Annotated in this window: 24 protein-coding genes; 8 read left to right on the forward strand and 16 right to left on the reverse strand. The window is 72.9% G+C overall.

Annotation, left to right across the window (positions count from 1 at the left end):
* Nucleotides 1–4 precede the first annotated feature (4 nt).
* From IE274_RS11845 to IE274_RS11855, 3 genes are all read right to left on the reverse strand, one after another.
* Nucleotides 5–586: a TetR/AcrR family transcriptional regulator gene (locus tag IE274_RS11845; RefSeq protein ID WP_190115622.1), complete on the reverse strand. Its 582-nt coding sequence runs from the start codon at nt 584–586 to the stop codon at nt 5–7.
* A gap of 10 nt (nt 587–596) precedes the next feature.
* The gene (locus tag IE274_RS11850) at nt 597–1,859 is read right to left on the reverse strand and encodes a Cmx/CmrA family chloramphenicol efflux MFS transporter (RefSeq protein WP_190115623.1); all 1,263 of its coding nucleotides are present in this window, start codon (nt 1,857–1,859) and stop codon (nt 597–599) included.
* 236 nt (nt 1,860–2,095) lie between these two features.
* The gene (locus IE274_RS11855) at nt 2,096–2,842 is read right to left on the reverse strand and encodes a hypothetical protein (protein ID WP_190115624.1); all 747 of its coding nucleotides are present in this window, start codon (nt 2,840–2,842) and stop codon (nt 2,096–2,098) included.
* A 138-nt stretch (nt 2,843–2,980) separates the two neighbouring features.
* Between IE274_RS11855 and IE274_RS11860 the strand changes: the two genes are divergently transcribed.
* Complete coding sequence (locus IE274_RS11860) at nt 2,981–3,661, forward strand: S1 family peptidase (protein ID WP_190115625.1); 681 nt, start codon at nt 2,981–2,983, stop codon at nt 3,659–3,661.
* A 170-nt stretch (nt 3,662–3,831) separates the two neighbouring features.
* Here IE274_RS11860 and IE274_RS11865 read toward each other — a convergent pair whose 3' ends face one another.
* Nucleotides 3,832–4,506, reverse strand: coding sequence for a helix-turn-helix domain-containing protein (locus tag IE274_RS11865; protein WP_190115626.1), 675 nt, complete (start codon nt 4,504–4,506; stop codon nt 3,832–3,834).
* A 103-nt stretch (nt 4,507–4,609) separates the two neighbouring features.
* Between IE274_RS11865 and IE274_RS11870 the strand changes: the two genes are divergently transcribed.
* Nucleotides 4,610–5,527: an oxidoreductase gene (locus IE274_RS11870; RefSeq protein WP_190115627.1), complete on the forward strand. Its 918-nt coding sequence runs from the start codon at nt 4,610–4,612 to the stop codon at nt 5,525–5,527.
* A gap of 39 nt (nt 5,528–5,566) precedes the next feature.
* Here the strand turns inward: IE274_RS11870 and IE274_RS11875 are convergent, their stop codons facing one another.
* The 3 genes from IE274_RS11875 to IE274_RS11885 all read right to left on the reverse strand — a co-directional run bounded on the left by IE274_RS11875 (nt 5,567) and on the right by IE274_RS11885 (nt 7,642).
* Nucleotides 5,567–5,971: an acyl-CoA thioesterase gene (locus IE274_RS11875; protein ID WP_190115901.1), complete on the reverse strand. Its 405-nt coding sequence runs from the start codon at nt 5,969–5,971 to the stop codon at nt 5,567–5,569.
* 241 nt (nt 5,972–6,212) lie between these two features.
* Nucleotides 6,213–6,854 carry a hypothetical protein gene (locus IE274_RS11880; protein ID WP_190115628.1) on the reverse strand — a complete coding sequence of 214 codons (642 nt, stop codon included), beginning with the start codon at nt 6,852–6,854 and terminating at the stop codon, nt 6,213–6,215.
* Nucleotides 6,855–7,048: 194 nt separating this feature from the next.
* Complete coding sequence (locus IE274_RS11885) at nt 7,049–7,642, reverse strand: histidine phosphatase family protein (RefSeq protein ID WP_190115629.1); 594 nt, start codon at nt 7,640–7,642, stop codon at nt 7,049–7,051.
* 135 nt (nt 7,643–7,777) lie between these two features.
* Between IE274_RS11885 and IE274_RS11890 the strand changes: the two genes are divergently transcribed.
* Nucleotides 7,778–9,427, forward strand: a complete 1,650-nt coding sequence (locus tag IE274_RS11890; protein WP_190115630.1) for a glycine/sarcosine N-methyltransferase — start codon at nt 7,778–7,780, stop codon at nt 9,425–9,427.
* A gap of 148 nt (nt 9,428–9,575) precedes the next feature.
* On the opposite strand, the gene IE274_RS11895 is transcribed toward IE274_RS11890, so the two are convergent.
* The 3 genes from IE274_RS11895 to IE274_RS11905 are packed head-to-tail and all read right to left on the reverse strand — an operon-like array spanning nt 9,576 to nt 12,715.
* Nucleotides 9,576–10,793, reverse strand: coding sequence for an FAD-dependent monooxygenase (locus tag IE274_RS11895; protein ID WP_190115902.1), 1,218 nt, complete (start codon nt 10,791–10,793; stop codon nt 9,576–9,578).
* Nucleotides 10,794–10,841: 48 nt separating this feature from the next.
* Nucleotides 10,842–11,477 (reverse strand): cysteine peptidase family C39 domain-containing protein, encoded by a 636-nt coding sequence (locus tag IE274_RS11900; protein ID WP_190115631.1) that lies wholly within the window; start codon nt 11,475–11,477, stop codon nt 10,842–10,844.
* 26 nt (nt 11,478–11,503) lie between these two features.
* Nucleotides 11,504–12,715, reverse strand: a complete 1,212-nt coding sequence (locus IE274_RS11905; protein ID WP_190115632.1) for a pyridoxal phosphate-dependent aminotransferase — start codon at nt 12,713–12,715, stop codon at nt 11,504–11,506.
* 84 nt (nt 12,716–12,799) lie between these two features.
* On the opposite strand from IE274_RS11905, the gene IE274_RS11910 reads away from it, so the two are divergent.
* A complete protein-coding gene (locus IE274_RS11910; protein ID WP_190115633.1) occupies nt 12,800–13,447 on the forward strand; it encodes a winged helix-turn-helix transcriptional regulator in 648 nt (215 codons plus the stop codon).
* Between the two features lie 307 nt (nt 13,448–13,754).
* On the opposite strand, the gene IE274_RS11915 is transcribed toward IE274_RS11910, so the two are convergent.
* Both IE274_RS11915 and IE274_RS11920 read right to left on the reverse strand, forming a co-directional pair.
* The gene (locus tag IE274_RS11915; RefSeq protein ID WP_229909473.1) at nt 13,755–14,564 is read right to left on the reverse strand and encodes a hypothetical protein; all 810 of its coding nucleotides are present in this window, start codon (nt 14,562–14,564) and stop codon (nt 13,755–13,757) included.
* A complete protein-coding gene (locus tag IE274_RS11920; protein WP_190115635.1) occupies nt 14,564–15,847 on the reverse strand; it encodes a VWA domain-containing protein in 1,284 nt (427 codons plus the stop codon). Before IE274_RS11920 ends, IE274_RS11915 begins: the two co-directional genes overlap by 1 nt.
* Before the next feature lie 70 nt (nt 15,848–15,917).
* Here IE274_RS11920 and IE274_RS11925 point away from each other — a divergent pair, with 70 nt between their 5' ends.
* Together IE274_RS11925 and IE274_RS11930 are read left to right on the forward strand one after the other, a co-directional pair.
* A complete protein-coding gene (locus tag IE274_RS11925; RefSeq protein ID WP_190115636.1) occupies nt 15,918–16,829 on the forward strand; it encodes a HipA family kinase in 912 nt (303 codons plus the stop codon).
* Nucleotides 16,830–16,833: 4 nt separating this feature from the next.
* Nucleotides 16,834–17,199, forward strand: a complete 366-nt coding sequence (locus IE274_RS11930) for an Rdx family protein (RefSeq protein WP_190115637.1) — start codon at nt 16,834–16,836, stop codon at nt 17,197–17,199.
* A 1-nt stretch (nt 17,200) separates the two neighbouring features.
* On the opposite strand, the gene aceB is transcribed toward IE274_RS11930, so the two are convergent.
* Both aceB and IE274_RS11940 read right to left on the reverse strand, forming a co-directional pair.
* Entirely contained in the window at nt 17,201–18,823 is a 1,623-nt protein-coding gene (aceB, locus tag IE274_RS11935) for a malate synthase A (RefSeq protein WP_190115638.1), read from the reverse strand.
* 284 nt (nt 18,824–19,107) lie between these two features.
* A complete protein-coding gene (locus IE274_RS11940; RefSeq protein ID WP_190115639.1) occupies nt 19,108–19,731 on the reverse strand; it encodes a nucleotidyltransferase family protein in 624 nt (207 codons plus the stop codon).
* 180 nt (nt 19,732–19,911) lie between these two features.
* Between IE274_RS11940 and IE274_RS11945 the strand changes: the two genes are divergently transcribed.
* Complete coding sequence (locus IE274_RS11945) at nt 19,912–20,229, forward strand: DUF5955 family protein (protein WP_190115640.1); 318 nt, start codon at nt 19,912–19,914, stop codon at nt 20,227–20,229.
* A 219-nt stretch (nt 20,230–20,448) separates the two neighbouring features.
* Here the strand turns inward: IE274_RS11945 and yczR are convergent, their stop codons facing one another.
* Nucleotides 20,449–21,933, reverse strand: a complete 1,485-nt coding sequence (gene yczR / locus IE274_RS11950; RefSeq protein WP_190115641.1) for a MocR-like transcription factor YczR — start codon at nt 21,931–21,933, stop codon at nt 20,449–20,451.
* Between the two features lie 135 nt (nt 21,934–22,068).
* Here yczR and IE274_RS11955 point away from each other — a divergent pair, with 135 nt between their 5' ends.
* A complete protein-coding gene (locus IE274_RS11955; RefSeq protein ID WP_190115642.1) occupies nt 22,069–22,566 on the forward strand; it encodes a universal stress protein in 498 nt (165 codons plus the stop codon).
* 277 nt (nt 22,567–22,843) lie between these two features.
* Here the strand turns inward: IE274_RS11955 and IE274_RS11960 are convergent, their stop codons facing one another.
* Nucleotides 22,844–23,644 carry an IclR family transcriptional regulator gene (locus IE274_RS11960; RefSeq protein ID WP_190115643.1) on the reverse strand — a complete coding sequence of 267 codons (801 nt, stop codon included), beginning with the start codon at nt 23,642–23,644 and terminating at the stop codon, nt 22,844–22,846.
* Between the last annotated feature and the right edge of the window lie 40 nt (nt 23,645–23,684).

The following is a 23,684-nucleotide window of genomic DNA, read 5'->3' on the forward strand; positions in this document are numbered from 1 at the left end:
TGGTTCAGAGGTCCGCGAGCGTGCTGTCCACCGTCGCCAGGAGAGCCTTCCGGTCGTCCTGGACCCGGCTCAGCACGCGCAGGCCGTAGTACGTGCTCTGCACCAGGCGGGCCAGGGCGCGGGCGTCGCGTCCGGACGGGATCTCGCCCGCGGCCTGGCCCGCGCCCACGACCGCGCACAGCTCGTCCTCGACCCGGTCGAAGCAGCGCCGCACGGCGCTCTTGACGTCCGGGTCGAGGGCGGCGACCTCGACGGCGGCGTTCATGGCGAAGCAGCCGCGCCGCCCCTCGGCGTCGTCGAGGTCGCTGTCGATGGAGTGCAGCATCATGGCGCGCAGCCGCTCCTTCGCGGAGCCGGGCTCGTTCAGGCGCGCGACCTGCTCGGCGGTGACCGTCGCGTAGTACCGCTCAAGGGCGCGCAGATACAGTTCGCGCTTGCCGCCGAAGGTGTTGTAGAGGCTCGAAGGGCCGAGGCCCGTGCTGTCGCACAGGTCGCGGGTGGACGTGCCCTCGTACCCGTGGCGCCAGAAGGTCTCCATGGCGGCGGTGATGACGCGGTCCTCGTCGAACTGTCGTGGCCTGGCCATGGGCCGGAGCCTACCCGTTTTGGAATACCTTTTCAAAACCCGCACTGTTCGCACTGTCCGCTGCGCCCGTCGGGTCGGCAGGATCAGCCGGGTCCGCCAGGGGTGCCCGCCCTTGAGTCCGCGCCGTCGCCCGCTCAAGCCGTCCCGCCCACAGCGCCCCCGCGCCCCCGAGCCCCGCGAGCCCGGCCCCGACCCAGGCCACCGACGTGTACCCGTACCCGGCGCCGATGGTGAGGCCGCCGAGCATCGGGGCAAGGGTGTTGCCGACGTTGAACGCGGCGGTGTTGGTCGCGCCGACGAGGGTGGGCGCGTCGGGGGCGAGGCCGAACACCCGGGACTGCAGGGCCGGGTTGGTGACGTAGCCCGCCATGCCGAGCAGGAAGACGAGGACGAGCACGACGGCGATGGCGGTGTCCGCGGTGAGCGCGAGGGCCGCCGAGATCACGGCGAGCCCGCCGAGCCCCCACCCGAGCGTGCCGACGGCGTGTGCCTGCGCGGTGCGGCTGCCGATGAGCAGGCCGAGCATGCCGCCCGCCCCGAACAGCGCGAGCGCGGCGGGCACCAGGCCTTCGCTCAGTCCGCTCTCGTCGGTGAGGAGGGCGGCGAGGTAGGAGAAGGTGACGATGACCGCACCGAAGGCCAAGCCGGTGATGGCGTACGACAGCCACAGCTGCGGCTGCTTCATGCCGCGCAGCTCGGCGCGCACGGACGACACCTCCGGCGAGCCCCGGCCGCCCGGCACGGCGAGCGCGGTCGCGGCCAGGCTGACGGCGGTCGCCGCGGCCACCGCCCAGAAGGCGGCGCGCCAGCTCGCGGACTGGCTGAGGACGGTACCGGCCGGGACGCCGACGATCGTCGCGAGCGTCAGACCGCCCGCGACCAGGCCGACTGCCTTGCTCTTGGCCGCACTCGGCACGAGCGCCACGGCCGTGGCGACGGCCACGCCCCAGAACCCGGCGTACGCGAGCGCGCTGACGATGCGGGTCGCGAACAGCACGCCGTAGCCCGGCGCGAGCGCGCCCACGACATGCCCCGCGATGAACACGGCCTGGAGCAGCACGAGCGCCGTGCGCCGTGGCCAGCGCAGCGTCGCCACGGCGAGCAGGGGCGCGCCGACGACCATGCCGATCGCGAACGCCGAGATCAGCAGACCGGCGTCGGGTATGGAAACACCCAGGTCATCGGCCATGCCGGGGAGTAGCCCCGACAGCATGAACTCCGATGTTCCCTGGGTGAAGATGCCGAGCGCCAACACATAGACCGCGAGCGGCATGGAGGTCCCTCCCTGGTTGTGGCTGGTGGTCGCGACGGGGCGCGATTCGTTTTGAATCAGTCGCTTCAAAACCCGGGACGGACCTTAACATATTCTGAAGCAAGTGCTTCAAAACGAGGCGAGGGGGAGGTGCGGGAGGCACGCGGGAGGTGAGGGAGGCGCGGGAAGCGGGAGGCAGCCGTCAGCGCGGTGCCGGGATGGAGCGCCGACGCGTAAGGCTCCTCGTGGGTGTCCTGCTAGCTCTCGCCCTTGGGCGGCGCGGCGGGGGTGCGCAGCGCGTCGGCCGAGCCGCGGGCCTCGGTGGCGCGGTGGCGGTGTTCGGCCGTCTGCTGGGCGCGGTGACGTCGTCCGTGCTCGTGGGCCAGGGCGTCCTCGGCTTTGGCCAGTGCCTCGGCCGCCGCTACGGCCCGCTCCCGCAGCAGGCGCGCCCGGGCCTGCAGGATCTTGAGCGGCACCGGGTCCTGCGCCGCCATCCGCTGGGTTGCGGCTTTGGTCTCCCGGTTGATGCTGGCCTGTTCCCGTAGGTCCGCCGCATCCGAGCGGCGCAGTGCCGCCTTGCTGCGGTCCAGGCGCTCCTGACTGGCCGCCAGCAGTACCTGGGACCGTCCGATCTGCTCGTACGAGCACTTCCGGATGCTCGGGGTCGAATCCCCCGCTGCGCGACTCCGTGCGTCCAGTAGCTTCTTCTGAGCGGTGAGCTTGTCCTGCCACGCGTCCACGCTGGCCTCCCGCTGGTCGGCGGCGGCTTCCCGCTGGTTGGCGGCGGCTTCCCGTTGGTTGGCGGCGGCGTCGCGTTGGTCGGCCGTGGTTTCGCGTTGGTTGGCGGCGGCGTCGCGTTGGTCGGCCGTGGTTTCGCGTTGGTTGGCGGCGGCGTCGCATTCGTCGGCCGATTGATGTCGTTCATCGGCGCCTTGCCCGCGCTGGTCGTCGGGCTGTGCGTCGTCGATCGTCCGGGAGGGTTCGTCCAGCGGGTCAGTGCCCATGCTGCCAGTATGCCCGCCTCCGAAGCCGACGAGAGTCGGCAAGACGTCCCGTGCCGCGATCCGTGACGCGCTCGCCGGACTTCGCAACAATGCCCACGCTCGCCCGTGCGCACATCCTCGCCCCCCACAGGAGACCCCATGAGACTCCGGCTGATCATCGCCCAGTTACTGTGCGCCGCCCTCGCGGCCCTCGGCCTGCTCGCCGCCCCCACGGCCACCGCCGCCCCTGCCCAGACGGCGGTCCGCGGCGGCGACGTCCTCTACTCCGCCAGTGGCCGCTGCCCGGTGGCCTTCAACGTCACCAACGGCACGCGCTTCTACGGGATCATGGGCGGCCACTGCGGCACCGTCGGCACCCAGTGGTACGCCGACCCCCGCCTCACCGTTCCGGTCGGCGTGACCGACACCGTCGTCTTCCCCCGCAGCAGCTACGCGCTCGTGCGCTACACGAACACCGGCCTGACCTACCCCAGCGAGATCAGGGCCGGAAGCCAGATCATCCGCATCAACCGCGCCCCGCAGCCCGTCGTGGGCCAGCAGATCTGCCGTACGGGCCCCACGACCGGCCTGCACTGCGGGACCATCCAGTCCCTGAACGCCTCGGTCACCTTCCCGGAGGGCACCGTGTACGGCCTCATCCGCACGAACGTCTGCGCCGAGCCCGGCGACACGGGTGGCCCCGGATTCGCCGGGGACGCGGCGCTCGGCATCGTCGTGGGCGGCAGCGGCAACTGCGCGTCCGGCGGCACGACGTACTTCCAGCCGCTGCCCCCGATCCTCAGCGCGCACGGCCTCCGGGTCGGGTACGCGCGTACCTGACGACAAGGGAACCGCGGCGAAGTCTTCAGCCCGTCCGGCGTTTGAGGACGAGGCGCGGAGCGCCGATCCGGCGGTGGCCCGTCCCCACCCGAAGGGGACACCCACCCCCGGGGTCCAGGGGCGGAGCCCCGGGATCGGAGAAGGGGCGGGCCCGGGGCGCCCCGCGAGGCCTAACGTCCCCGCACCCGCACCCCCGCCTGGAACCGCGAGCTGGCCCCCACCGCGGCCATCAGCCCGGCCACCCGCCGCCGATAGGTCCGCAACGACATCCCGAGGCGCCGAGCGGCAGCCTCATCGGTCAGCCCGGCGGACAACGCCCCGAGCACCGACCGGGCTTCCTCGTCCAACTCGGGCAGTGCGGCCGCCCCCAGGCAGTCGGCGACATCGTCGGCGGCCTCCCACGTCGCGTACAGCAGCGAGCGGATCCCCTCGACCACGTCGGCCGCCCGCACCACCGTGTACGTACGAGCGCCCCGCCCCTCGGACCCCGCGAGAATCGCCACCCGCCGATCGATGACGATCGCCTCCCGGGCAAGCGGCGCGGCCGAGATCCGCACCTGCGCGCCGGACGCGGCGATCGCCGCGAGCCGCCGCTCCGAGTGCGGGTCACCGAGCGCGCGCCGCGTGTACACCTTGCGCATCGCGAGCCCGTCGTGGCGCCCCGGCCGCAGCGGCGGCCGCTTCCCGTCGGCGAAGGCGGCGTTGACCCCGCCCGACCAGGTGACGAGGTCGGCGGCCCCGCACAGGAACTCCTCGCGCGCCGACGCGAAGAGATCACCGGCACGCCGCACCAGTTCCTCCTCGCCCCGCAACGTGACGAAGTCAGCCGATTCCCTGTGCCCCATGTCTCCGTTCCCCCTCCCCGCCCCCGACCGGGACAGCCTCCCCGAACTGGCAACAACGTGCCACTCGCGCCCACCCGGGCCCCGGCACCCACAGGATGTGGCCATGCCGAACACGAACGACCTGCCCGCCGCCGCCACCTCCGCCGGCACCCCCATCACCTCCGCACCCGCCTCCGCCGCCGGAACCTGGCTCCTCGGCGGCGACCTGCCCGTGCACCGCATGGGCTTCGGCGCGATGCGGCTGCCGGGCCGCACCTGGGAGGGCCCGGCGGGCGACCCCCACACGGCCCGCGCCGTACTGCGTCGCGCTGTCGAACTCGGCGTCGACCACATCGACACGGCCGCCTTCTACTTCTACGAGGACCTCGCCGCCAACACCTTCATCCGCGAAGCCCTCCACCCGTACCCCGAGGACCTGGTCATCGCCACCAAGGTCGGCCCCGACCGCGACCCCGACCACAACTGGCTCGGCGCCGCCGACCCCGCGAAGCTCAAGGACGACGTCCACCGGAACCTCCGCGAGCTCGGCCGCGACCACCTCGACCTCGTCTACCTGCGCTTCCTCGGCGAGGACGGGCCCGGCGACGGCCGCTTCGAAGCCCTCGCCGCACTCCGCGAACAAGGCCTCATCCGGCACCTCGGCGTCAGCAACGCCACACCCGCGCAGCTCGCCGAGGCCCAGGCCGTCGCACCCGTCGCCGCCGTCCAGAACAGGTTCAGCCCCGGGCACCGGGACGCCGATGCCCAGGCGATGATCGCGTCGTGCGCGCGGCAGGCGATCGCCTTCGTGCCCTTCTTCCCGCTCGGCGGCGCGGGCGCCCCGCACATCGCGGGCCTGCGAGCCGTCGCCGACCGGCACGGCGCCACGGCCGCGCAGGTCACCCTCGCCTGGTCCCTGGCCGTGTCCCCGGCGATGCTCGCCATCCCCGGGACGTCGTCCCTGGCCCACCTGGAGGAGAACGCCGCCGCGGCCGGGCTGCGCCTCGACGCGGCCGACCTCGCGGCACTGACCGACGGCTGACGCCCCCGTACGCCGGGCGTCCCGTACCGGCCGGACCGGTCAGAGACCGAGCACGCGCGGGTCCGAAGCCAGCGCCCTGAAGTACTCCTTCGGTTCCGCCACCATCCTGCGCTCCTTGAGGTCGAGCAGGCCGCCGAGAGCCGAGACCGTCGCGGCCACCTGGCCGTCCGCCCGGACGACGGTCTGCTCGATCCGGAACGTCTTCCGCTCACCCCACACGAACTGGCAGGTCACCTCGACCTCGTCGCCCGCCCGCAGCTCGCTCCGATACCGCACCGTGTTCTCCAGCGCGACCGGGCCGACCCCCTTCCCGATGAGATCGCGCTGCTCGATCCCGGCCGCCCGCAGCGCCGACCAGCGCGCGTGCTCCGCGTACTGCAGGTACACGGACTGGTTGAGGTGCCCCTGGGAGTCCGTCTCGTACCCGCGGACACTGATGCCCACGGAAAAGGGCTTCGAGGACGAGTCCGGGTTCGAGTCCGGGGACGAGTCGGGGGTCGGCTGCGGGGACGAGTCCGGGCTGGTCTCCGGCGTTGGCTGCTGCGACACGGCTTCCCTTTCAACTTCCACTTCGGCTTCTACTTCGACGGGTTCGGCAGACGGAACGGATGGAACCGGTCCAACAAGTCATCAGGTTGAACATCAACATCCCCTCGGCGTGCGGCATTCCGGCCACCGCCGGAACTCACCCCCTACGCGGTGACACCAGCACATACCGCCCGGCCGCTCCTGGCGCCGCCCGCTCGCTGTGTTCGCTGACCTGCCACCCGGCCCGCTCCAGGGCCGTGGCGCAGGCCCGGACGCCCTCCGGGGTGGGTTCGCGTACCGCCACCGCCTCCGGCTGGGGGGTCGGCGTCACGCGGTAGCCGTCGCGGCCCGGCCGCGCGGGGGCGCGGCCCGCCGCCTCCAGGGCTATCGCGGCCGCCTGCACCAGGTGCGTGCGCTCCCATGCGCAGGGGCGGTCGCGGTCGCCGTCCGGGTTCGTCATCCGGCGCATCTCGACCAGGCCGAGCCAGGCGCCGCGTACCTCGCGGGTGCGGGCGGGGCCGTCCTCCGGGGGCGGGGTGTCCTCCGTGCCCGTGCGGGCGGCGAATACGCCCGGGACGGGCTCCACGGGGGCCGTCTCCGGGACGGCCCGCTCGGGCTCCTCCCGGACGCGGTGGCCCGCCGGGGTCAGGAAGTACGCGTGCGGTGGGCGGGGGTGCCGGAAGGCGAGCTGGAGACGCACGAGGGCGGTCAGCTGGGCGTCCGTGCCGCTGAGGCGGCCCGTGACCGGGTCCGCCGCGGCGATGACGCGCCGCTGGGCGGCCGTGGTCGGCTTGGCCATGAGTGCACCACCTCGTCTCCGGAGCACCCGGGGCTCCTCGTACCCGATGGTGCCTCGCCCCACTGACAATGGCCCTGCGGGGCATTCCCCAGTCCCGCCCCTTCCCGAAACTGGGGCTCCGCCCCAGACCCCGCTCCTCAGACGCCGGAGGGGCTTGAAATACAGCAGCAGCACATATCCGGCAGGCCCCGGCGTCAGGGACGGACGTTCCACGTGGCCAGGACCGGGCGGGCGTGTTCGTAGCTGAGGCGGCTCACGGTGCCGGTGGCCAGTTGGAAGTGGGCGCCCGCCGCAGCGGAGAAGCCGAGGCGGCGGGCCGTGAGGACGCGGAGGAAGTGGCCGTGGGCGAAGAGGGCAACGCTGCCCTCCGTGTTGGCGAGGGCCGCGTCGACCTTGGCGAGCATCCGGTCGGCCCGCTCGCCGACCTGCTCGGGTGTCTCGCCGGGGTGCTCGGCGGGCCCGGCGGCGACGCCGTCGGTGAAGAGGAACCAGTCGGGGCGGGTGCGGTGGATCTCGACGGTGGTGACGCCCTCGTACGCGCCGTAGTCCCACTCGGAGAGGTCCTCGTCGACGCGCGCGTCGGCGAAGCCCGCGAGTTCGGCCGTCGCACGCGCGCGCACGCGCGGGCTCGTGAAGGCCGCGTCGATGCGGTACTTGTCGAGGAGGGGTGCGACGGACCGCGCCTGGGCGCGTCCGTTTTCGGTGAGAGGGATCTCCGACCAGCTGGTGTGCTGTCCCGACAGGGACCATTCGGTCTCGCCGTGACGTACGAGAAGAAGATCACCCATGGCGTTGACGGTCCTGTTCTGGTCGGCGAATTGTCAGCCCAGCGTATGTATACGAAGCATGGACGCATGGGGGTACCCGCCTTGGGATAGCGATGTGCCCAGGCCATCCCCCATTGAAGTCGAAGGGTGTTCATCGTGCATCCGACTCAGAAGTTCGGCGACAACCCTGTCGAAGTACGAGAAACCGGCCACTACACCGAGGAGTACGTGCCCAGCTTCGTGGAGAAATGGGACTCGCTCATAGACTGGGAGAGGAGGGCGCAGAGCGAAGGAGACTTCTTCATCGACCTGCTGCGCAAACGCGGCGTGAAGAGCGTGCTGGACGTCGCGACGGGCACCGGATTCCACTCGGTGCAGCTACTGGCCGCCGGGTTCGAGACGGTCAGCGCGGACGGCAGCGCGGAGATGCTGTCGGCCGCCTTCTCGAACGGCATGAAGGACGGCCATGTGATGCGGGTCGTCCAGGCGGACTGGCGTTGGCTGAACCGCGACGTCCACGGGGCGTACGACGCGATCGTCTGCCTCGGCAACTCCTTCACGCACCTGTTCTCCGAGCGCGACCGCCGCCGTGCGCTCGCCGAGTTCTACGCGATGCTCAAGCACGACGGCATCCTCGTCCTCGACCAGCGCAACTACGACGCGATCCTCGACGACGGCTACACCAGCAAGCACACCTACTACTACTGCGGCGAAGACGTCTCGGTGGAGCCCGAGTACGTGGACGAGGGCCTCGTGCGCATGCGGTACAGCTTCCCGGACGACTCCGTCTACCACCTCAACATGTTCCCGCTCCGCAAGGACTACACCCGACGGCTGATGTCGGAGGTGGGCTTCCAGAGCATCGAGACGTACGGCGACTTCCAGCACACCTACCGGGGCGAGCAGCCCGACTTCTTCGTGCACGTCGCGGAGAAGGAGTACCGCGCGGACGAGGAGCAGGACGAGCGCTACAGCGGCGCCGTCGGCGTCGCCCGCAGCTACTACAACTCCACCGACGCGGACAACTTCTACGCCCGGGTCTGGGGCGGCGAGGACATCCACATCGGCCTGTACGACCACTCCGGCGAGCCCATCGCCGACGCCAGCCGCCGCACCGTCGAGCGGATGGCAGCCAAGCTCGGCCTCACCGAGGACTCCGTGGTCCTCGACCTGGGCTCCGGGTACGGCGGTTCCGCGCGGTACCTGGCGTCCACGTACGGCTGCCGGGTGCTCGCCCTCAACCTCAGCGAGGTGGAGAACCAGCGGCACAAGGAGCTCAACGCGGCCCGGTCCCTTTCGGGGCTCATCGAGGTCGTCGACGGGTCCTTCGAGGACATCCCCTATCCGGACGGCCAGGTCGACGTCGTGTGGTCGCAGGACGCCTTCCTGCACAGCGGCAACCGCGTCCGCGTCCTGGAGGAGATCTCCCGGGTGCTCCGGCCCGGCGGGCAGCTCATCTTCACCGACCCGATGGCCGTCGACAACTGTCCGCCGGGTGTGCTGCAGCCGATCCTCGACCGCATCCACCTGGACGACATGGGCTCACCCGGCTTCTACGCGCGGGAGTTGGCGCGGCTCGGGTTCGCCCCGACGGGCGGGTTCGAGGAGCACCGCGAGCAGTTGGTGACGCACTACGCGCGCGTGCTGGAGGAGACCGAGCGCCAGGAGGCGGAAGGACTGGCCGGCCAGGTCAGCCACGACTACCTCACGCAGATGAAGAAGGGCCTCGCCCGCTGGGTCGGCGCGGGTCGCGACGGGTACATCACCTGGGGCATCCTGCACTTCCGGCGCGGCGACGGCGCCTGAGCGTGCCCGCGGGCCGCTGAGGTTTCGAGGAACAGCGCAAGGGCCGGAGCACCGGGGCAGCGCCGACGGGTCACGGCGCTCCGGCCCGCCAGCCGTCGCACCGGGCGCCCCCGTGCTCCGGCCCGCCCCCCGTGCTCCGGCCCGCGCCTCAACGGGACGGCAGCTCACGCCCCCCGAACGCCCCCGTCCCGTCCGCCTGCCGCCACCACGCCTCCAGGCCCGCCTGGTCCAACTCGCGCCACGGCGGCGTCCGTTCGACCAGGGCCAGGCCGAGCCGCCGCCCCAGGTCGACCATCGTGCGGCCCGCCACGGTGCGGTCGGTGTCGTAGGACTCCAGGGCCTCCGGCCAGGTCGTCGCCGTGGCGATGGCGGACTCCAGGACCGTGGCGTCCTGCAGCGCCTTCACCGCGCCCGCGCCGGTGTGGGGCCGGGCGACCGTGGCCGCGTCGCCCGCGAGGAGCACCCGGTCCAGGGCGTAGCGGGGCGCCGTGAAGTCGTACATGGGCTGGAGGAACAGTTCGTCGGGGCGGGTCGCGCGGACCACGGCGCCCCAGTACGACGGCAGCAACTCATCGGCGACGTACCCGAGATGGGCGCCGAGGGCGTCGGTGAGGCCGCCGGGCGGCAGGCTCGTGGGGCTGGTGAAGCCGAGGTCGGCGTCCAGGCCCGGGGGTGGCGCGGTGTACAGCACCCAGTTGACGCGGTGGCCGCCGACGCCGTCCGGGATCCGGTAGATGATCACGTGGCCGCTGTCGAAGACCACGTACACGCAGTCCTGCTCGTCCCACAGGTGCGGGTCGGCGAGGCGGTCCGAGGGGTAGGCGCCGCGCCAGGCCAGATATCCGGCGTACGCGGCGCGCAGGCCGGGGTGGGCGGCGGCGCGCACCACGGAGCGGTAGCCGTCCGCGCCGACCACCACGTCGAACCGTTCGGTGCCCTCGGCGGTGTCCACCTCCGCGCCGACCGCCCCGGTGCGCACGGCCGTCACCGACGTGGCGGTGCGGAACTCCACGGACTCCGGCACCCGGCGCCGCAACTCGCCCCACAGCGGGCCCCAGTTGTAGGTGCGGAAGGGGAACGGCATCGTGCCGATCAGGTGCCCGAGCGGACCCGACGCCCGCTCGTCCCGTACGTACCAGCGGCGTCTGACGAGCTGCACCCACGGCATGTCGGCGTCCATGTACCCGGCCGACTCCAGCTCCGCGTAACGGGAGTTGTGCACGGCCAGGCCCACGCCCCGCTCCGCGAGGCGGCCGCCCGCCCGCTCGTACACCGTGATCTCGTCCGCGCCGCCACGGTGCGCCGCCAGCGCCATGGCGCACCCCGCGACGCTGCCGCCGACGACGGCGACCCTGCCTGAATGCATCATCGCGCCATCCTGGCAGGGAGGGTGACGTTCTGTCATGAGCGCCTGTCAGCGCGTGGTCGGCGCGCCCCCGGGGCGGCCGAGCGATACGCCCCGGCCTGCGAAGAAGGGCTCGAATTGGGACCGGGACAGTTCGGCCGTGCGGGTGCGCGCGTCGATGCCCGAGGAGTTGTGGAAGTGCAGCCCGCCGTCCGCCGTGCGCCCCGTGATCAGGACCAGATGCCCGCCCCGGCCCGGCGCGGGCCGTTCCGGGCGCCGGATCTCGAAGTGCACGGACACCATCACCGTGCGCCCCGCGTCCAGGAGCGCGGGGATCTCGTCCAGCGCGAGATGGCGGTGCACGGTCGCGTCCACGCCGTGCACGTCGCGTACGTACGCGGCGAACGGCGCGTAGATCAGCCCGCGGATCGTGCCCTCGGTGTCCTCCGTGTACCCGCCGTACTTGAGTGCGCCGTCGCGCAGCTCGAACAGCGACGGCGCGTCCGGGCCGAGCGCCATCCGCAGGCAGGCCATCCCGCACAGGTGGCTGCACCAGCGCGCGTAGTCCGCCAGCGTGACGGCACCCGACGTCCGCCAGGCGGGGTCGTCCGCGCGGTCGTGGCCCTCGTACACGATCGGCCCGACCAGCTCGGGCGAGGCGAACTGGGTCAGGGACGGCAGCTGGCAGGTGGTGCAGAGGGTCACCGGTGCGCACCTCCAGGGGCGACTCGCTACTGGCGATAGCCGCTCAAGAAGCGGCCGATGCGGCTGATCGCCGCGTCCAGATCGTCAGCGTACGGGAGGGTCAGGATGCGGAAGTGGTCGGGGCGCGGCCAGTTGAAGCCGGTGCCCTGGACCACCTGGATCTTCTCCTGGAGCAGCAGGTCCAGGACGAACTTCTCGTCGTCGTGGATCGCGTGCACCTTCGGGTCCAGGCGCGCGAACGCGTACAGCGCGCCGCGCGGCTTCACACAGGAGACGCCCGGGATCTCGTTCAGCTTCTGCCAGGCCCGGTCGCGCTGCTCGTACAGCCTGCCGCCGGGCGCGGTCAGGTCGTGGATGGACTGGCGGCCGCCGAGCGCGGCCTGGATCGCGTACTGGGCGGGGGCGTTGGGGCACAGGCGCATGGAGGCCAGCATCGTCAGGCCCTCCAGATAGCTCCGCGCGTGCTGCTTCGGGCCGGTCACCACCAGCCAGCCGGAGCGGAAGCCCGCGACCCGGTGGGTCTTGGAGAGGCCGCAGAACGTCAGGACCACCAGGTCGGGGGCGAGGGCGGCGACGCTGTGGTGCACCGCGTCGTCGTACAGGATCTGGTCGTAGATCTCGTCGGCGAAGACCATCAGGCCGTGCCGGCGGGCGAGGTCGAGGATGCCCTCCAGGATCTCGCGCGGGTAGACCGCGCCCGTCGGGTTGTTGGGGTTGATGATCACGACTGCCTTCGTGCGGTCGGTGATCTTCGCGGCCATGTCGTCGAGGTCCGGGTACCAGTCGGCCTGCTCGTCGCACAGGTAGTGCACGGCCTTGCCGCCGGAGAGGGTCGTCACGGCCGTCCAGAGCGGGAAGTCCGGGGCGGGGATGAGGACTTCGTCGCCGTCCTCCAGCAGTGCCTGTACGGCCATCGTCACCAGCTCGGACACGCCGTTGCCGAGGAAGACGTCGTCCACGGAGAGGTCGTCGAGGCCCAGCGCCTGATAGCGCTGCACCACCGCGCGGCGGGCCGAGAGGACACCCCGCGAGTCCGTGTAGCCGTGCGCGCCCGGCAGCATCCGGATCATGTCCTGGACGATCTCCTCGGGTGCCTCGAAGCCGAAGAGCGCGGGGTTGCCGGTGTTCAGGCGCAGCACGCTGTGGCCCGCCTCCTCCAGGGCGTTCGCGTGCTCGATGACCGGGCCCCGGATCTCGTAACAGACCTCGCTGAGCTTGCTCGACTGCCGGAACTCCATGTGCTGTGCCTCCCGTGGCGTGCGTAACTTGGTTTTACCAAGCTGCCGCTTGGAAAGTCCAACAACTTGTCTAGACTGCGACGCATGCCACCTCGACCACGCCGAAGCTACGACCAGTACTGTGCCGCCGCCCGGGCGCTGGACGCCGTCGGTGACCGGTGGACGCTGCTGATCGTCCGCGAACTGCTCGCCGGACCGCGGCGCTACACCGATCTGCACGCCGATCTGCCCGGCGTCAGCACGGACGTGCTGGCCTCGCGGCTCAAGGACATGGAGCAGGGCGGCGTCGCCGAGCGGCGGCGGATGGCTCCGCCTGTTTCCGCCTACGTCTACGAACTCACCCCTCGCGGGCGGGCGTTGCTGCCCGTGCTGCAGGCGCTGGGGGAGTGGGGGGCCGTCGACCTCGGCGAGCGCACGCCCACCGACGCCGTGCGCGCGCACTGGTTCGCCTTGCCGTTGCGGGGGCATTTGGAGGCGCTCGGTGGGCACGGTGTGGTCGAAGTCCGCCTTGACGAGGGGGAGTTCCTGCTGCGGCTCGGCTCTGCGGACGATGGGCTGGGGGTGTACGCCGAGGGGCGGGCTGCTGCGGAGCCGGATGCTCGCCTTCGGCTTGGCGCGGAGGCGTGCGTCGCCATTGCCCGGGGGGAGTTGACTCTGCGTGAGGCGGTGCGGGGTGGGGTTGCCGAGGTGGTGGGGGAGGGGGTGCTGGCCAAGGTGTTGCGGGAGGGGTGAGGTGGGGTGTCCTCGCGGGGCGCCCCAGTCCCGCCCCTTCTCCGATCCCGGGGCTTCGCCCCTGGACCCCGGGGTGGGTGTTCCCTTCGGGTGGGACGGGGTGCCGCCGATCGGCGCTTCGCGCCTCGTCCTCAAACGCCGGACGGGCTGGATATGTGCCGGGGCGCGGGCCGGAGGGTGCCCGTGGGGGCCCGTGGAGGCCCGTGGGGGCCCGTCCTGGATGGGACGGACCCCCGGTCGCTAGGGGACGGACCCCCGGTCGTTATGGGACGGGCCCCCGGTCGCTCCGGTGGTTCGTGCCTCGGGGTCAGGCGCCCGACGGGGCTCTTCCGTTGCCGCGCGTCAGGGCGTAGCCGCCGATGCCCGCCAGTGCCGCGAGGACGCCGCCCGCGCCGGTCCAGATCCAGCGGTCCGTCCACCAACCCGACGCCCAGCCGTCCTCCGGTTCCGCCGTCGACAGGGCCGCTCGGGTGCCCGAGTCGGCGGCGTCGTCGGGGTCGTCGGAGTCGACCGACGCGCCCGGCACCAGGGGCTTCGCCAGGGTGCCGTCCACCGCCGCCGCGCCGCCGATGTCCTTGGAGTTCGCTTCCACCTCGGCGGTGACGGGGGCGCCCAGGTCGGCCGTCCTGAGGCCGGTCGCTGTCAGGCGGATGTAGTACGTGCCCGGGAGCGGGTCGTTGGACCAGGTGTCCGACCAGGCGCGGACCGGGCGGAGGGTGCAGGCCAGGTCGACCGTCGCCGCGTCCGCGGGCCTCGACTGCATGCCGTACATGCAGGACTGACGGCGCCTCAGGCCGTCGTAGACGTCGACGCGCCACCGGGTGCCGGGCCGGTGTGCCGCCGACTCGGGGAGCTTCACCGTGGCCTTGACCGTGGGGCGTTGACCGGCGTCCGCCGGGAACGACCAGTACAGGTAGTCGCCGGTCGACGCGCTCGCCGTGGCCCGGTGGCCCTGCTCGATCTCCGTCGCGGTGCGGAAGGAGGTGCCCGCGTCGGTTCGTGGCGTGTCGTCGTCGGTGGAGGCGGCGAGGGCCGGAGCGGCCGTGAGGAGCGCGGCCAGGCCCGCCAGCCCCACGGTCGCCCACAGGCGGGTCCGCAACAGGTGTGTCGTACGCATCAGCTCGTCCTCCAGACCGTGACGCGCCACCGCGCCACCCAGCCCCACAGCAAGCCGCCGACGAAGCCGGTCAGCACCAGCGCACCCAGCAGCCACCAGCCGCGGCCGAGGCCGAACGCCGCCACGTCGGACGCGTCGTCCGGCGCGCCCACGACGTCGACGGCCAGCTCCACCGGTAGCCCCGGCTTGCCCTTGGCGGCCGCGGGGGTGCCGGCAGCGGGCGCGTAGGAGTGGGAGACCTGGAGGCAGACCGCCTCCGTCCCGGCGTCGTCGTCATCCTGTTCCGGCTTGGGGTAGCGCAGGCCCGTGGAGATCGCGTCGGTGCGTCCGTCGCCCGCCTCGGAGCCGCGTACGATCTCCCGGCCGTGCCGGGTGACGGCCCGCATCAGGACGCCGTAGTCGTTGTTCACGGCCCGGTCGGCCGCGACGCTCACCGAGGCGCGCAGCTCCTGGCCCGGCTCGACGTCCACGCGGTACCAGCGGTGCTCGCCGAAGCCCGTGCGGTCGGTGTACAGGCCGGGCTTGAGCTGCGGCGCGGCGGCGCAGCTCGCGGCGCCCTCGACCGCCACGGGGGTGACGACGGGATCGGCCGCGCGGTCCACCAACTGGCCGACGCGGTCGGTGAGTTCCTCGGTGTGCCGGATGGAGGTGTAGGTACCGCCGGTGGCCTCGGCGATGCAGCTCAGCTGCGCGCGCATCTTGGTGTTCGGGACCAGGCCGAGGGTGTCGATGGTGAGGTGGATGCCCCGGGCGGCGATGTCGCGGGCGACCTCGCACGGGTCGAGGGGCTGGCAGGTGTCCTCGCCGTCGCTGATGAGGACGATGCGGCGCGAGCCCTCGCCGCCCTTCAGGTCGTCGGCGGCCTTCAGCAGGGCCGGGCCGATCGGGGTCCAGCCGGTGGGCGCGAGCGTGGCGACCGCCGTCTTGGCGTCCCTGCGGTCCAGCGGGCCCACCGGGTAGAGCTGCTCGGTGTCCTTGCAGCCCGTCTTGCGGTCGTCGCCGCGGTAGTTGGCGCCGAGGGTGCGGATGCCGAGCTCGACGTCCTCGGGGGTGGCGTCGAGCACCTCGTTGAACGCCTGCTTCGCCGCGGCCATGCGGCTCTTGCCGTCGATGTCGCGGGCCCGCATCGACCCGCTCGCGTCGAGCAGCAGCTCGACCTTGGGGACGGGTCCTTCCGTGCGGTCCGGTTCGTCGTCCGCGAACGCGGACGTGGGCGAGAGCCCCATGCTCAGGGCCGCGAACAGGGCACAGAACCCCGCCGCGAACCGCTTTCCAGTGATCATCGGAGGATCTTATGGATCAAGCACCGCCCGCTCCAAAAATGGCTTGCGGCCGCCGGTTAGGGTGGCTGGTGTGCTGCGAGAAGTGACGGCTGTCCGGTATCTGGAACCCCTGCGGGCCGGCGGCTCCGTGCCCGGAATCGCCGAGGCCGACGACCTCGGCACCTACGTCCTGAAGTTCACCGGCTCCGCGCAGGGCCGCAAGGCGCTGGTCGCCGAGATCATCGTCGGCGAACTGGGGCGCCGCCTCGGCCTGCGCGTGCCCGAGCTGGTCCTCGCCCACTTCGACCCGGCCGTCGCCGCGCACGAACCGCACCAGGAGGTGCAGGACCTGCTGCGCGCCAGCGCGGGCCTGAACCTGGGCATGGACTACCTGCCGGGAGCCCGCGACTTCACCCCGGACACGGACCTCGACGTCGACCCGCTGGAGGCGGGCAGGGTCGTCTGGCTCGACGCCCTCACCGCCAACGTCGACCGCACCGTGCACAGCTCGAACCTCATGGTCTGGCCGACCTTCGGCACCCGCGAGCCGCGCCTGTGGCTCATCGACCACGGCGCCGCCCTCGTCTTCCACCACCGCTGGGACGCCACGCCCCTGCTCGCGGCGGCGGAGAAGGCGTACGACTTCCGCCAGCACGCCCTCGGCCGCTACCGCCCCGACACCAAGACCGCCGACGCCGAACTCGCCCACCGGGTCACCGAGGACCTGCTCCGCGAGATCACGGCGGAGGTCCCCGACGCCTGGCTCGCCGACGAGCCCGGCTTCGCCACCCCCGACGCCCTGCGGGACGCGTACGTCAGCCACCTCGCCGCCCGCGCCCGCGCCTCCGCCGCCTGGCTGCCCACCGACTTCGCCTCGCCCGCCCAGCTCGCCGCCGAGGACGCGCGGCGCGCCCGGGCCACCGAGGCGTCCCGCCCGACCTGGCTGAAGCGGGTCCCGAACCTGCACGGCAAGCCCGACCCGCGCCCGGCCAAGGAGTACTGACCCCATGACGCAGCCGACCGAGGACCGCGTGCCGCAGCCGACCGGGCACCGCGTCGAGATCGAGTACTGCACCCAGTGCCGCTGGCTGCCCCGCGCGGCCTGGCTCGCCCAGGAACTGCTCACCACCTTCGAGGCGGAACTCGACACCCTCGCCCTCAAGCCCGGCACCGGCGGTGTGTTCGTCGTCCGCGTCGACGGCGAGCCGGTCTGGGACCGCCGCGGGCAGGGCTTCCCGGAGCCGACCGCCGTGAAGCGCCTGGTCCGGGACATTGTGGCGCCGGGGCGGAGCCTCGGGCACACGGAGCGGGGGACGACGTCGCCCCCGGCACCTTCCGGCGCCGAGGGCGACAACAGCGAGGCAGCGGGCTAGCTCAGCGAAGCTGCTCGTACGCGGGCAGCGTCAGGAAGTCCGCGTAGTCGGCGTCCAGGGACACCTGGAGCAGCAGGTCGTGGGCCTGCTGCCACTTGCCGGCCGCGAAGGCCTCCGCGCCGATCTCGGCGCGGATCGCGGCCAGTTCGGCGGCGGCGACCTCGCGGGCCAGGTCCGCCGTCGCGGGCGTACCGTCCTCGAAGATCACACCCGCGTTGATCCACTGCCAGATCTGGGAGCGGGAGATCTCGGCGGTGGCCGCGTCCTCCATCAGGTTGAAGATGGCGACGGCGCCGAGGCCGCGCAGCCAGGCCTCGATGTAGCGGATGCCGACCTGGACGGCGTTGACCAGGCCGTCGTAGGTGGGCCTGGCGTCGAGGGAGTCGATGGCGATCAGGTCGCCGGGGGCGACGGAGACGTCCTCGCGGAGGCGGCCCTTCTGGTTCGGCTCGGTGCCGAGGACCTTGTCGAAGGACTCCAGGGCGATCGGGACCAGGTCGGGGTGCGCGACCCAGGAGCCGTCGAAGCCGTCGCCCGCCTCGCGGTCCTTGTCGGCGCGGACCTTCTCGAAGGCGACCTTGTTGACCTCGGCGTCCTTGCGGGACGGGATGAAGGCCGCCATGCCGCCGATGGCGTGCGCGCCGCGCTTGTGGCAGGTGCGGACGAGGAGTTCGGTGTACGCGCGCATGAACGGGGCCGTCATCGTGACCAGGTTGCGGTCCGGCAGGACGAACTTCTGGCCGCCGTCACGGAAGTTCTTCACGATGGAGAAGAGGTAGTCCCAGCGCCCGGCGTTGAGGCCGGAGGCGTGGTCCCGCAACTCGTAGAGGATCTCCTCCATCTCGTACGCGGCCGTGATCGTCTCGATCAGGACGGTGGCGCGGACGGTGCCCTGCGGGACGCCCACGTAGTCCTGCGCGAAGACGAAGATCTCGTTCCAGAGGCGGGCCTCCAGGTGCGACTCCGTCTTCGGCAGGTAGAAGTACGGGCCCTTGCCGAGGTCGATGAGGCGCTGGGCGTTGTGGAAGAAGTACAGGCCGAAGTCGACGAGGGCGCCCGGCACCGGCGTGCCGTCCGCGTCGGTGAGGTGCCGCTCGTTCAGGTGCCAGCCGCGCGGGCGCATCACGACGGTGGCGAGTTCGCCCGCGTCCTTCAGGGCGTACGACTTGCCGCTGCGCTCGTCCGTGAAGTCGATGCGGCGCTCATAGGCGTCGCCGAGGTTGAGCTGGCCGAGGATCACGTTCTCCCAGGTGGGAGCCGAGGCGTCCTCGAAGTCGGCGAGCCAGACCTTCGCGCCGGAGTTCAGCGCGTTGATGGTCATCTTGCGGTCGGTGGGGCCGGTGATCTCCACGCGGCGGTCGTTCAGGGCGGCCGGGGCGGGGGCCACCGTCCAGGAGTCGTCCGCGCGGATCGCGGCGGTCTCCGGGAGGAAGTCCAGGGTCGAGGTGCGGGCGATCTCGTCGCGGCGCTCCGCTCGGCGGGCGAGGAGCTCGTCACGCCGGGGCGTGAACCTGCGGTGCAGCTCGGCCACGAAGGCGAGGGCCGCGGGGGTGAGGACCTCTTCCTGCCGGGGCAGGGGCTCGGCGTCGACGATGGCCAGCGGGGACGGCGCTGGTGCGGACATGAGCTGTCACTTCCTTCAGCGAGCTTGCTTCACGGGCGGGGTGCCCCCGACAGCCGCCGGGCCGGTCGTCACGGCACTCAGTGCCGCGGGGTCGGGATACGGCTGCGGGCGCCCGCCACCGGGTCGGGCGCTTCTGAGCAGTGGATACTAGTTTCCTTATGGTGGAAGTTCAATGGATTGTTGATGTCGAGATTCTTCTCGTCGACAGAACATGGCGCTGAGTGCCATGCCCGTCACTCCCAGTGGATCAGCTCGCCTGACCCGCTCCAAGTCGGCGAACGGGCTCACTCCAGGCGCTCCAGATCGGAGAACGTGTCGACGTCGGACGGCTCGGCCACGTCCCCGCACTCGACGGCCACGACCGTGGCCGTGTGCTCCTTGAGGTAGGCGCGGGCACCCCGGTCGCCCGTGGCGCTCGCCGCGATGCCGTCCCAGTGGTCGGCGCCGAACAGCACCGGGTGGCCGCGCTCGCCCGCGTACGCCGCCGCCGCGAGCGTCGCCGGGGACCGGTACGCCGCCCGCACCCGGGCCACCGCCGCCGCACCGATGCCCGGCTGGTCCACCAGGCACACCAGGGCCGCCCCCGCCCCGGTCCCGCGCAGCGAGGCGAGGCCCGCCCGCAGCGAGGACCCCATGCCCTCGCGCCAGTCCGGGTTGTCCACCAGGACGCACCCGGGCAGGTCCGCCCGCTCCCGTACGACATCGGCGGTGGCCCCGAGCACCACGTGCACGCGGGTGCAGCCGCCGTCCCGCAGCGCCCGTGCCGCCCGCTCCACGAACAGCTCGCCCCGATGCTCCAAAAGGGCCTTCGGGCATCCGCCGAGGCGCCGTCCACCACCCGCGGCCAGCAGCAGGCCGACGACCTCGGCGGAGACGGCGGGGGCGGAAGGTGACAGTGATTCGGTCATGACTCTTGCTTACCGCATGGGTTCTGGGGACCCTGTTCCGGCCGGGGGCGTGGCCGAAAGTGACGCCCGCGTCGCGGTGTGGCCCCACCCGCCCGCGCCCCTCCGGTGTCCGGCCGCCGCGGCGGGTCCGCCCGGGCCCGCGCGCGTACAGGCGCACAACGAAGTGCGAGGGGGAGAGCTGTGTTGCGGAGCGTTGGGCAGAGAGCGGTGAGGGGAAACTTCGAGGATCCGCGGGTGACGGAACTGCGGGCGGCCGTGTCCCGGCTGCGCCGCGAACTCGCCGCGTACCCGGGCGAGTTCCCGGACCGGGCGATAGCGGAGGACGAGTTAGCGGCCCTTGCCGCCATGGCCGCGACGGGCGCACCCGAGGCCCGCAGGCTGCGCCGCTCCCTGCTGCTCGTCGCCAGCTCGATCGGCTCGGTCAGCGCCCTGACCGGTGCCCTCACGGGCGTCAGAGGAGCGGTCGAACTGTTCGGAGAGCCGCCGCATCCCAGCTGATGCGGTGGCTCTCGTGCGTCGACGCGTGCGCTGAGCCGTGTGCTTGAGCCGTGTGCTGAACGCGGCGGTGCCCCGTTCCCCCAGCCGGGTCCCGCCGCGTTCCGCCCACGGAGCCGCGTCCCACGCCGTCACGCCGCCCCCCCCCGCGAGGGGCCTTGGCTGTCGCGGGGCTGCCAGGGCTCTGTGCCGTGACGTCGCCCGTCCGGGCCCGGTGCCGCGTCACGCCACCCAGTCCATGCGATCCGGCTCCGCGCCCAGCGGGCGCGGGCCGGCGCCGCTGAGCGCGGCGGCCAGGCGGGTGGCCGCGTCCTCGTACCGGTCCGGTGCCAGGGTGAACGGGAGCCGCAGCCGGTGCTCGTGGGTGCCCGGGTCGGCGCCGAAGCGCGAGCCGCCCTCGACGCGGACGCCGTGGCCGAGCGCGGACCGCGCCAGGGACGAGGCGATGGGCGCGCCCAGGTCGACCCAGAGGGACAGGCCGCCCGGCGGCAACTGCCAGCGCCAGTCCGGCAGGTGACGGCCGAGCGCGGCGGCGAGCGCGGCCCGGGACTCCCGCAGCCCCGCACGGCGCTCGCGCAGCACCTCGTCGAGCCCCGGCAGCAACTGCGCCGCCACCAACTGGTCCAGCACCGGCGTCGCCATGTCCGCCGGGATCCGCGCCGTGGTCAGCTCCGTGATGAGCCGCGACCCCGCCCGCACCCAGCCGATCCGCAGGCCGCCCCAGTACGACTTGCTCAACGAGCCCACCGTCACGACCTGTTCGGCCACCCCGTGCGGCGCGAGCGCGGCGAACGGCGCGGGCGGCGGCACATCGAGGGCGATGTCGGCGATCGTCTCGTCGATCAGCAGCCACGTGCCCGTGGCGCGCGCCGTATCCAGGATCCGGACCCGCTGCTCACGCGGCATCAGGGCGCCCGTCGGGTTCTGGAAGTCCGGTACGAGATAGGCGATGCGCGGCGCGGTCTGCCGCAGCGTCGACTCGACCAGGGCCGTGTCCCAGCCCGCGTCCGTGACCGGCACCGGCGCCGGGCGCAGGCCCGCGCGGCGGATGGCGTCCAGGGCGTTCGGGTACGAGGGGTTCTCCACCAACGCCCGGTCGCCCGGCCGTCCCAGGAGCGCGAGGACGAGGGAGATCGCCTGCTGGGCGCCCGTCGTGACGAGGATCTGGTCCGGCAGCGTCGGCAGCCCGCGCCGCGTGTACCGCTCCGCCACCGCCGCCCTCAACTCCGGCAGCCCGTACGGGTGGTAGCCCGAGGTCGGCGCGTGCGCGGGCAGCAGCGCGGCGGCCGCCGCCACCGCCTCGCCGAGGCCCGCCGCCGGGGCCGCGGGCGCGGCCACCGCGAGGTCCAGGACGCCCTCGCCCGGCGCGCCCACCGCGAACGCGGCCACGCTCGCCGGGCGCCGCCCCTCCGGCAGCTCCGTCCACGTGCTCGCACCCCGGCGACTGGCCGCGAAGCCGCTCTCGCGCAGCAGGTCGTACGCCGCGGTGACCGTGGCGCGGCTGACACCCAGTGCCGAGGCGAGTTCGCGTTCCGCGGGGAGGCGGGTGTGCAGGGGGACCCGGCCGTCCAGGAGGAGGGTGCGGACGGCGTGCGCCAGCGCTCGGTAGCCCGGGCGCTCCCCGGCTGCGCCGGTCACCAGGGCCGCCAGTTGCGTACCGCCGAGACGGCGGTCCACGGAAGGGACGGCTGCGCGTGCTTCTGCCATGCCAACTCCTTGCTATTGGCCCTGCTGGCCAGGCCAATCAGCGTACAGACTCCGTGGTGACGGGGAGCTCGGGGGGCAATGTGGCCCGGATGTGGCTTCCTGTGGCACGGCACGGAGAGCGAAGAGGTGGCGGACATGAGGACGGAGACGCGGCCGGGGACGGAAGGGCGGGTTGTCGTCGGGGTCAGCGGTCCCGACGGGTCACGGGCCAGCCTTGCCGCGCTGCGGGCGGCGGCGCGGGAGGCGCGGTGGGGCGGGCGGCGGCTCGTCGTCGTCCTCGCGTGGGAGCCGCCCGAGGGTGAGGCCCTGTACGCGCGGTGGCCCGACCCCGACTGGGCTCGGCACTGGGAGCTGGTCGCCTGGGAGCGGTTGGACGCCGCGTTCGCGTCGGTGTTCGCCGGGGTGCCGGTGGGGGGTGCGGTGGAGCGGCGTGTGGTGCGGGGGCCCGCCGGACCGGTCCTGTGCGCCGTGGCCTCCCGGCCGGAGGATCTGTTGGTGATCGGGGCTCGGGGCGGGCGGCGGTGGGGGCGCGGGCGGGTGCGGCGGTACGTGGACGGGCATGCGGGGGGTGCGGTGATGGTGGTGCGGGGGTTGCGGCGAGCGCTTGGGCCCTCGGGGCGCGGGTGGCGTTGACGTCCCTGTGGGTGGGCCGGTCCTCCCCCGATCGGCGCTCCGCGCCTCGTCCTCAAACGCCGGACGGGCTTCTTCCCACCCGCCCGCCCCGGCTGTGCCTCTGCGGGGCAACAGCCCGGCACATTTCAACCCGTCCGGCGTTTGAGGACGAGGCCGCAAGCCGATCGGCGGCGGCTGTCCCACCCGAAGGGGACACCCGCCCCCCCCGGGGGCCAGGGGCGGAGCCCCGGTTTCGGAGAAGGGGCGGGACTGGGGCGCCCCGCGAGGGCCCGGCCGGTCAGGCCGACGGTGTGGACGTGGCCAAGGCCTCGGAGAGTTCGGCCGCGACCTGTTGGAGGACGGGGACGATCTTCTCCGTGGCGTCCTCGGTGACGCGGCCCGCCGGGCCGGAGATGGAGATGGCCGCCGCCGTGGGGGAGTCGGGCACGGACACGGCGAGGCACCGCACCCCGATCTCCTGCTCGTTGTCGTCGACGGCGTACCCCGCACGCCGCACCTCTTCGAGGGCGTCGAGGAACCCGTCGGGGGTGGTGATGGTCTTCTCGGTGGCGGCGGGCATGCCGGTCCGGGCGAGGAGGGCACGCACCTCCTCGGGCGGGGTGTGCGCGAGGAGCGCCTTGCCGACACCGGTGGAGTGGGGCAGCACCCGCCGCCCCACCTCGGTGAACATGCGCATGGAGTGCTTGGACGGCACCTGGGCGACGTACACGATCTCGTCCCCGTCGAGCAGCGCCATGTTCGCGGTCTCGCCGGTCTCCTCGACGAGGCGGGCGAGATAGGGCCGGGCCCAGGTGCCGAGGAGCCGGGACGCGGACTCGCCGAGGCGGATGAGGCGCGGCCCGAGGGCGTAGCGGCGGTTGGGCTGCTGGCGGACGTATCCGCAGGCGACGAGCGTACGCATCAGCCGGTGGATCGTCGGCAGCGGCAAACCGCTGCTGGCGGACAGCTCGCTGAGGCCGACCTCGCCCCCCGCGTCCGCCATGCGCTCGAGCAGGTCGAAGGCGCGCTCGAGGGACTGCACGCCTCCGCTCGCGGGGGACTTCGCGGCGTCGGTGGTGCTGGCGCTAGACGTCGGCACGGCGCGTTCCTTTCGGGGCCTTACGGGAGGGCAGGCAAGG

The organism is Streptomyces flavofungini, assembly GCF_014650815.1.
GTDB lineage: Bacteria > Actinomycetota > Actinomycetes > Streptomycetales > Streptomycetaceae > Streptomyces > Streptomyces flavofungini.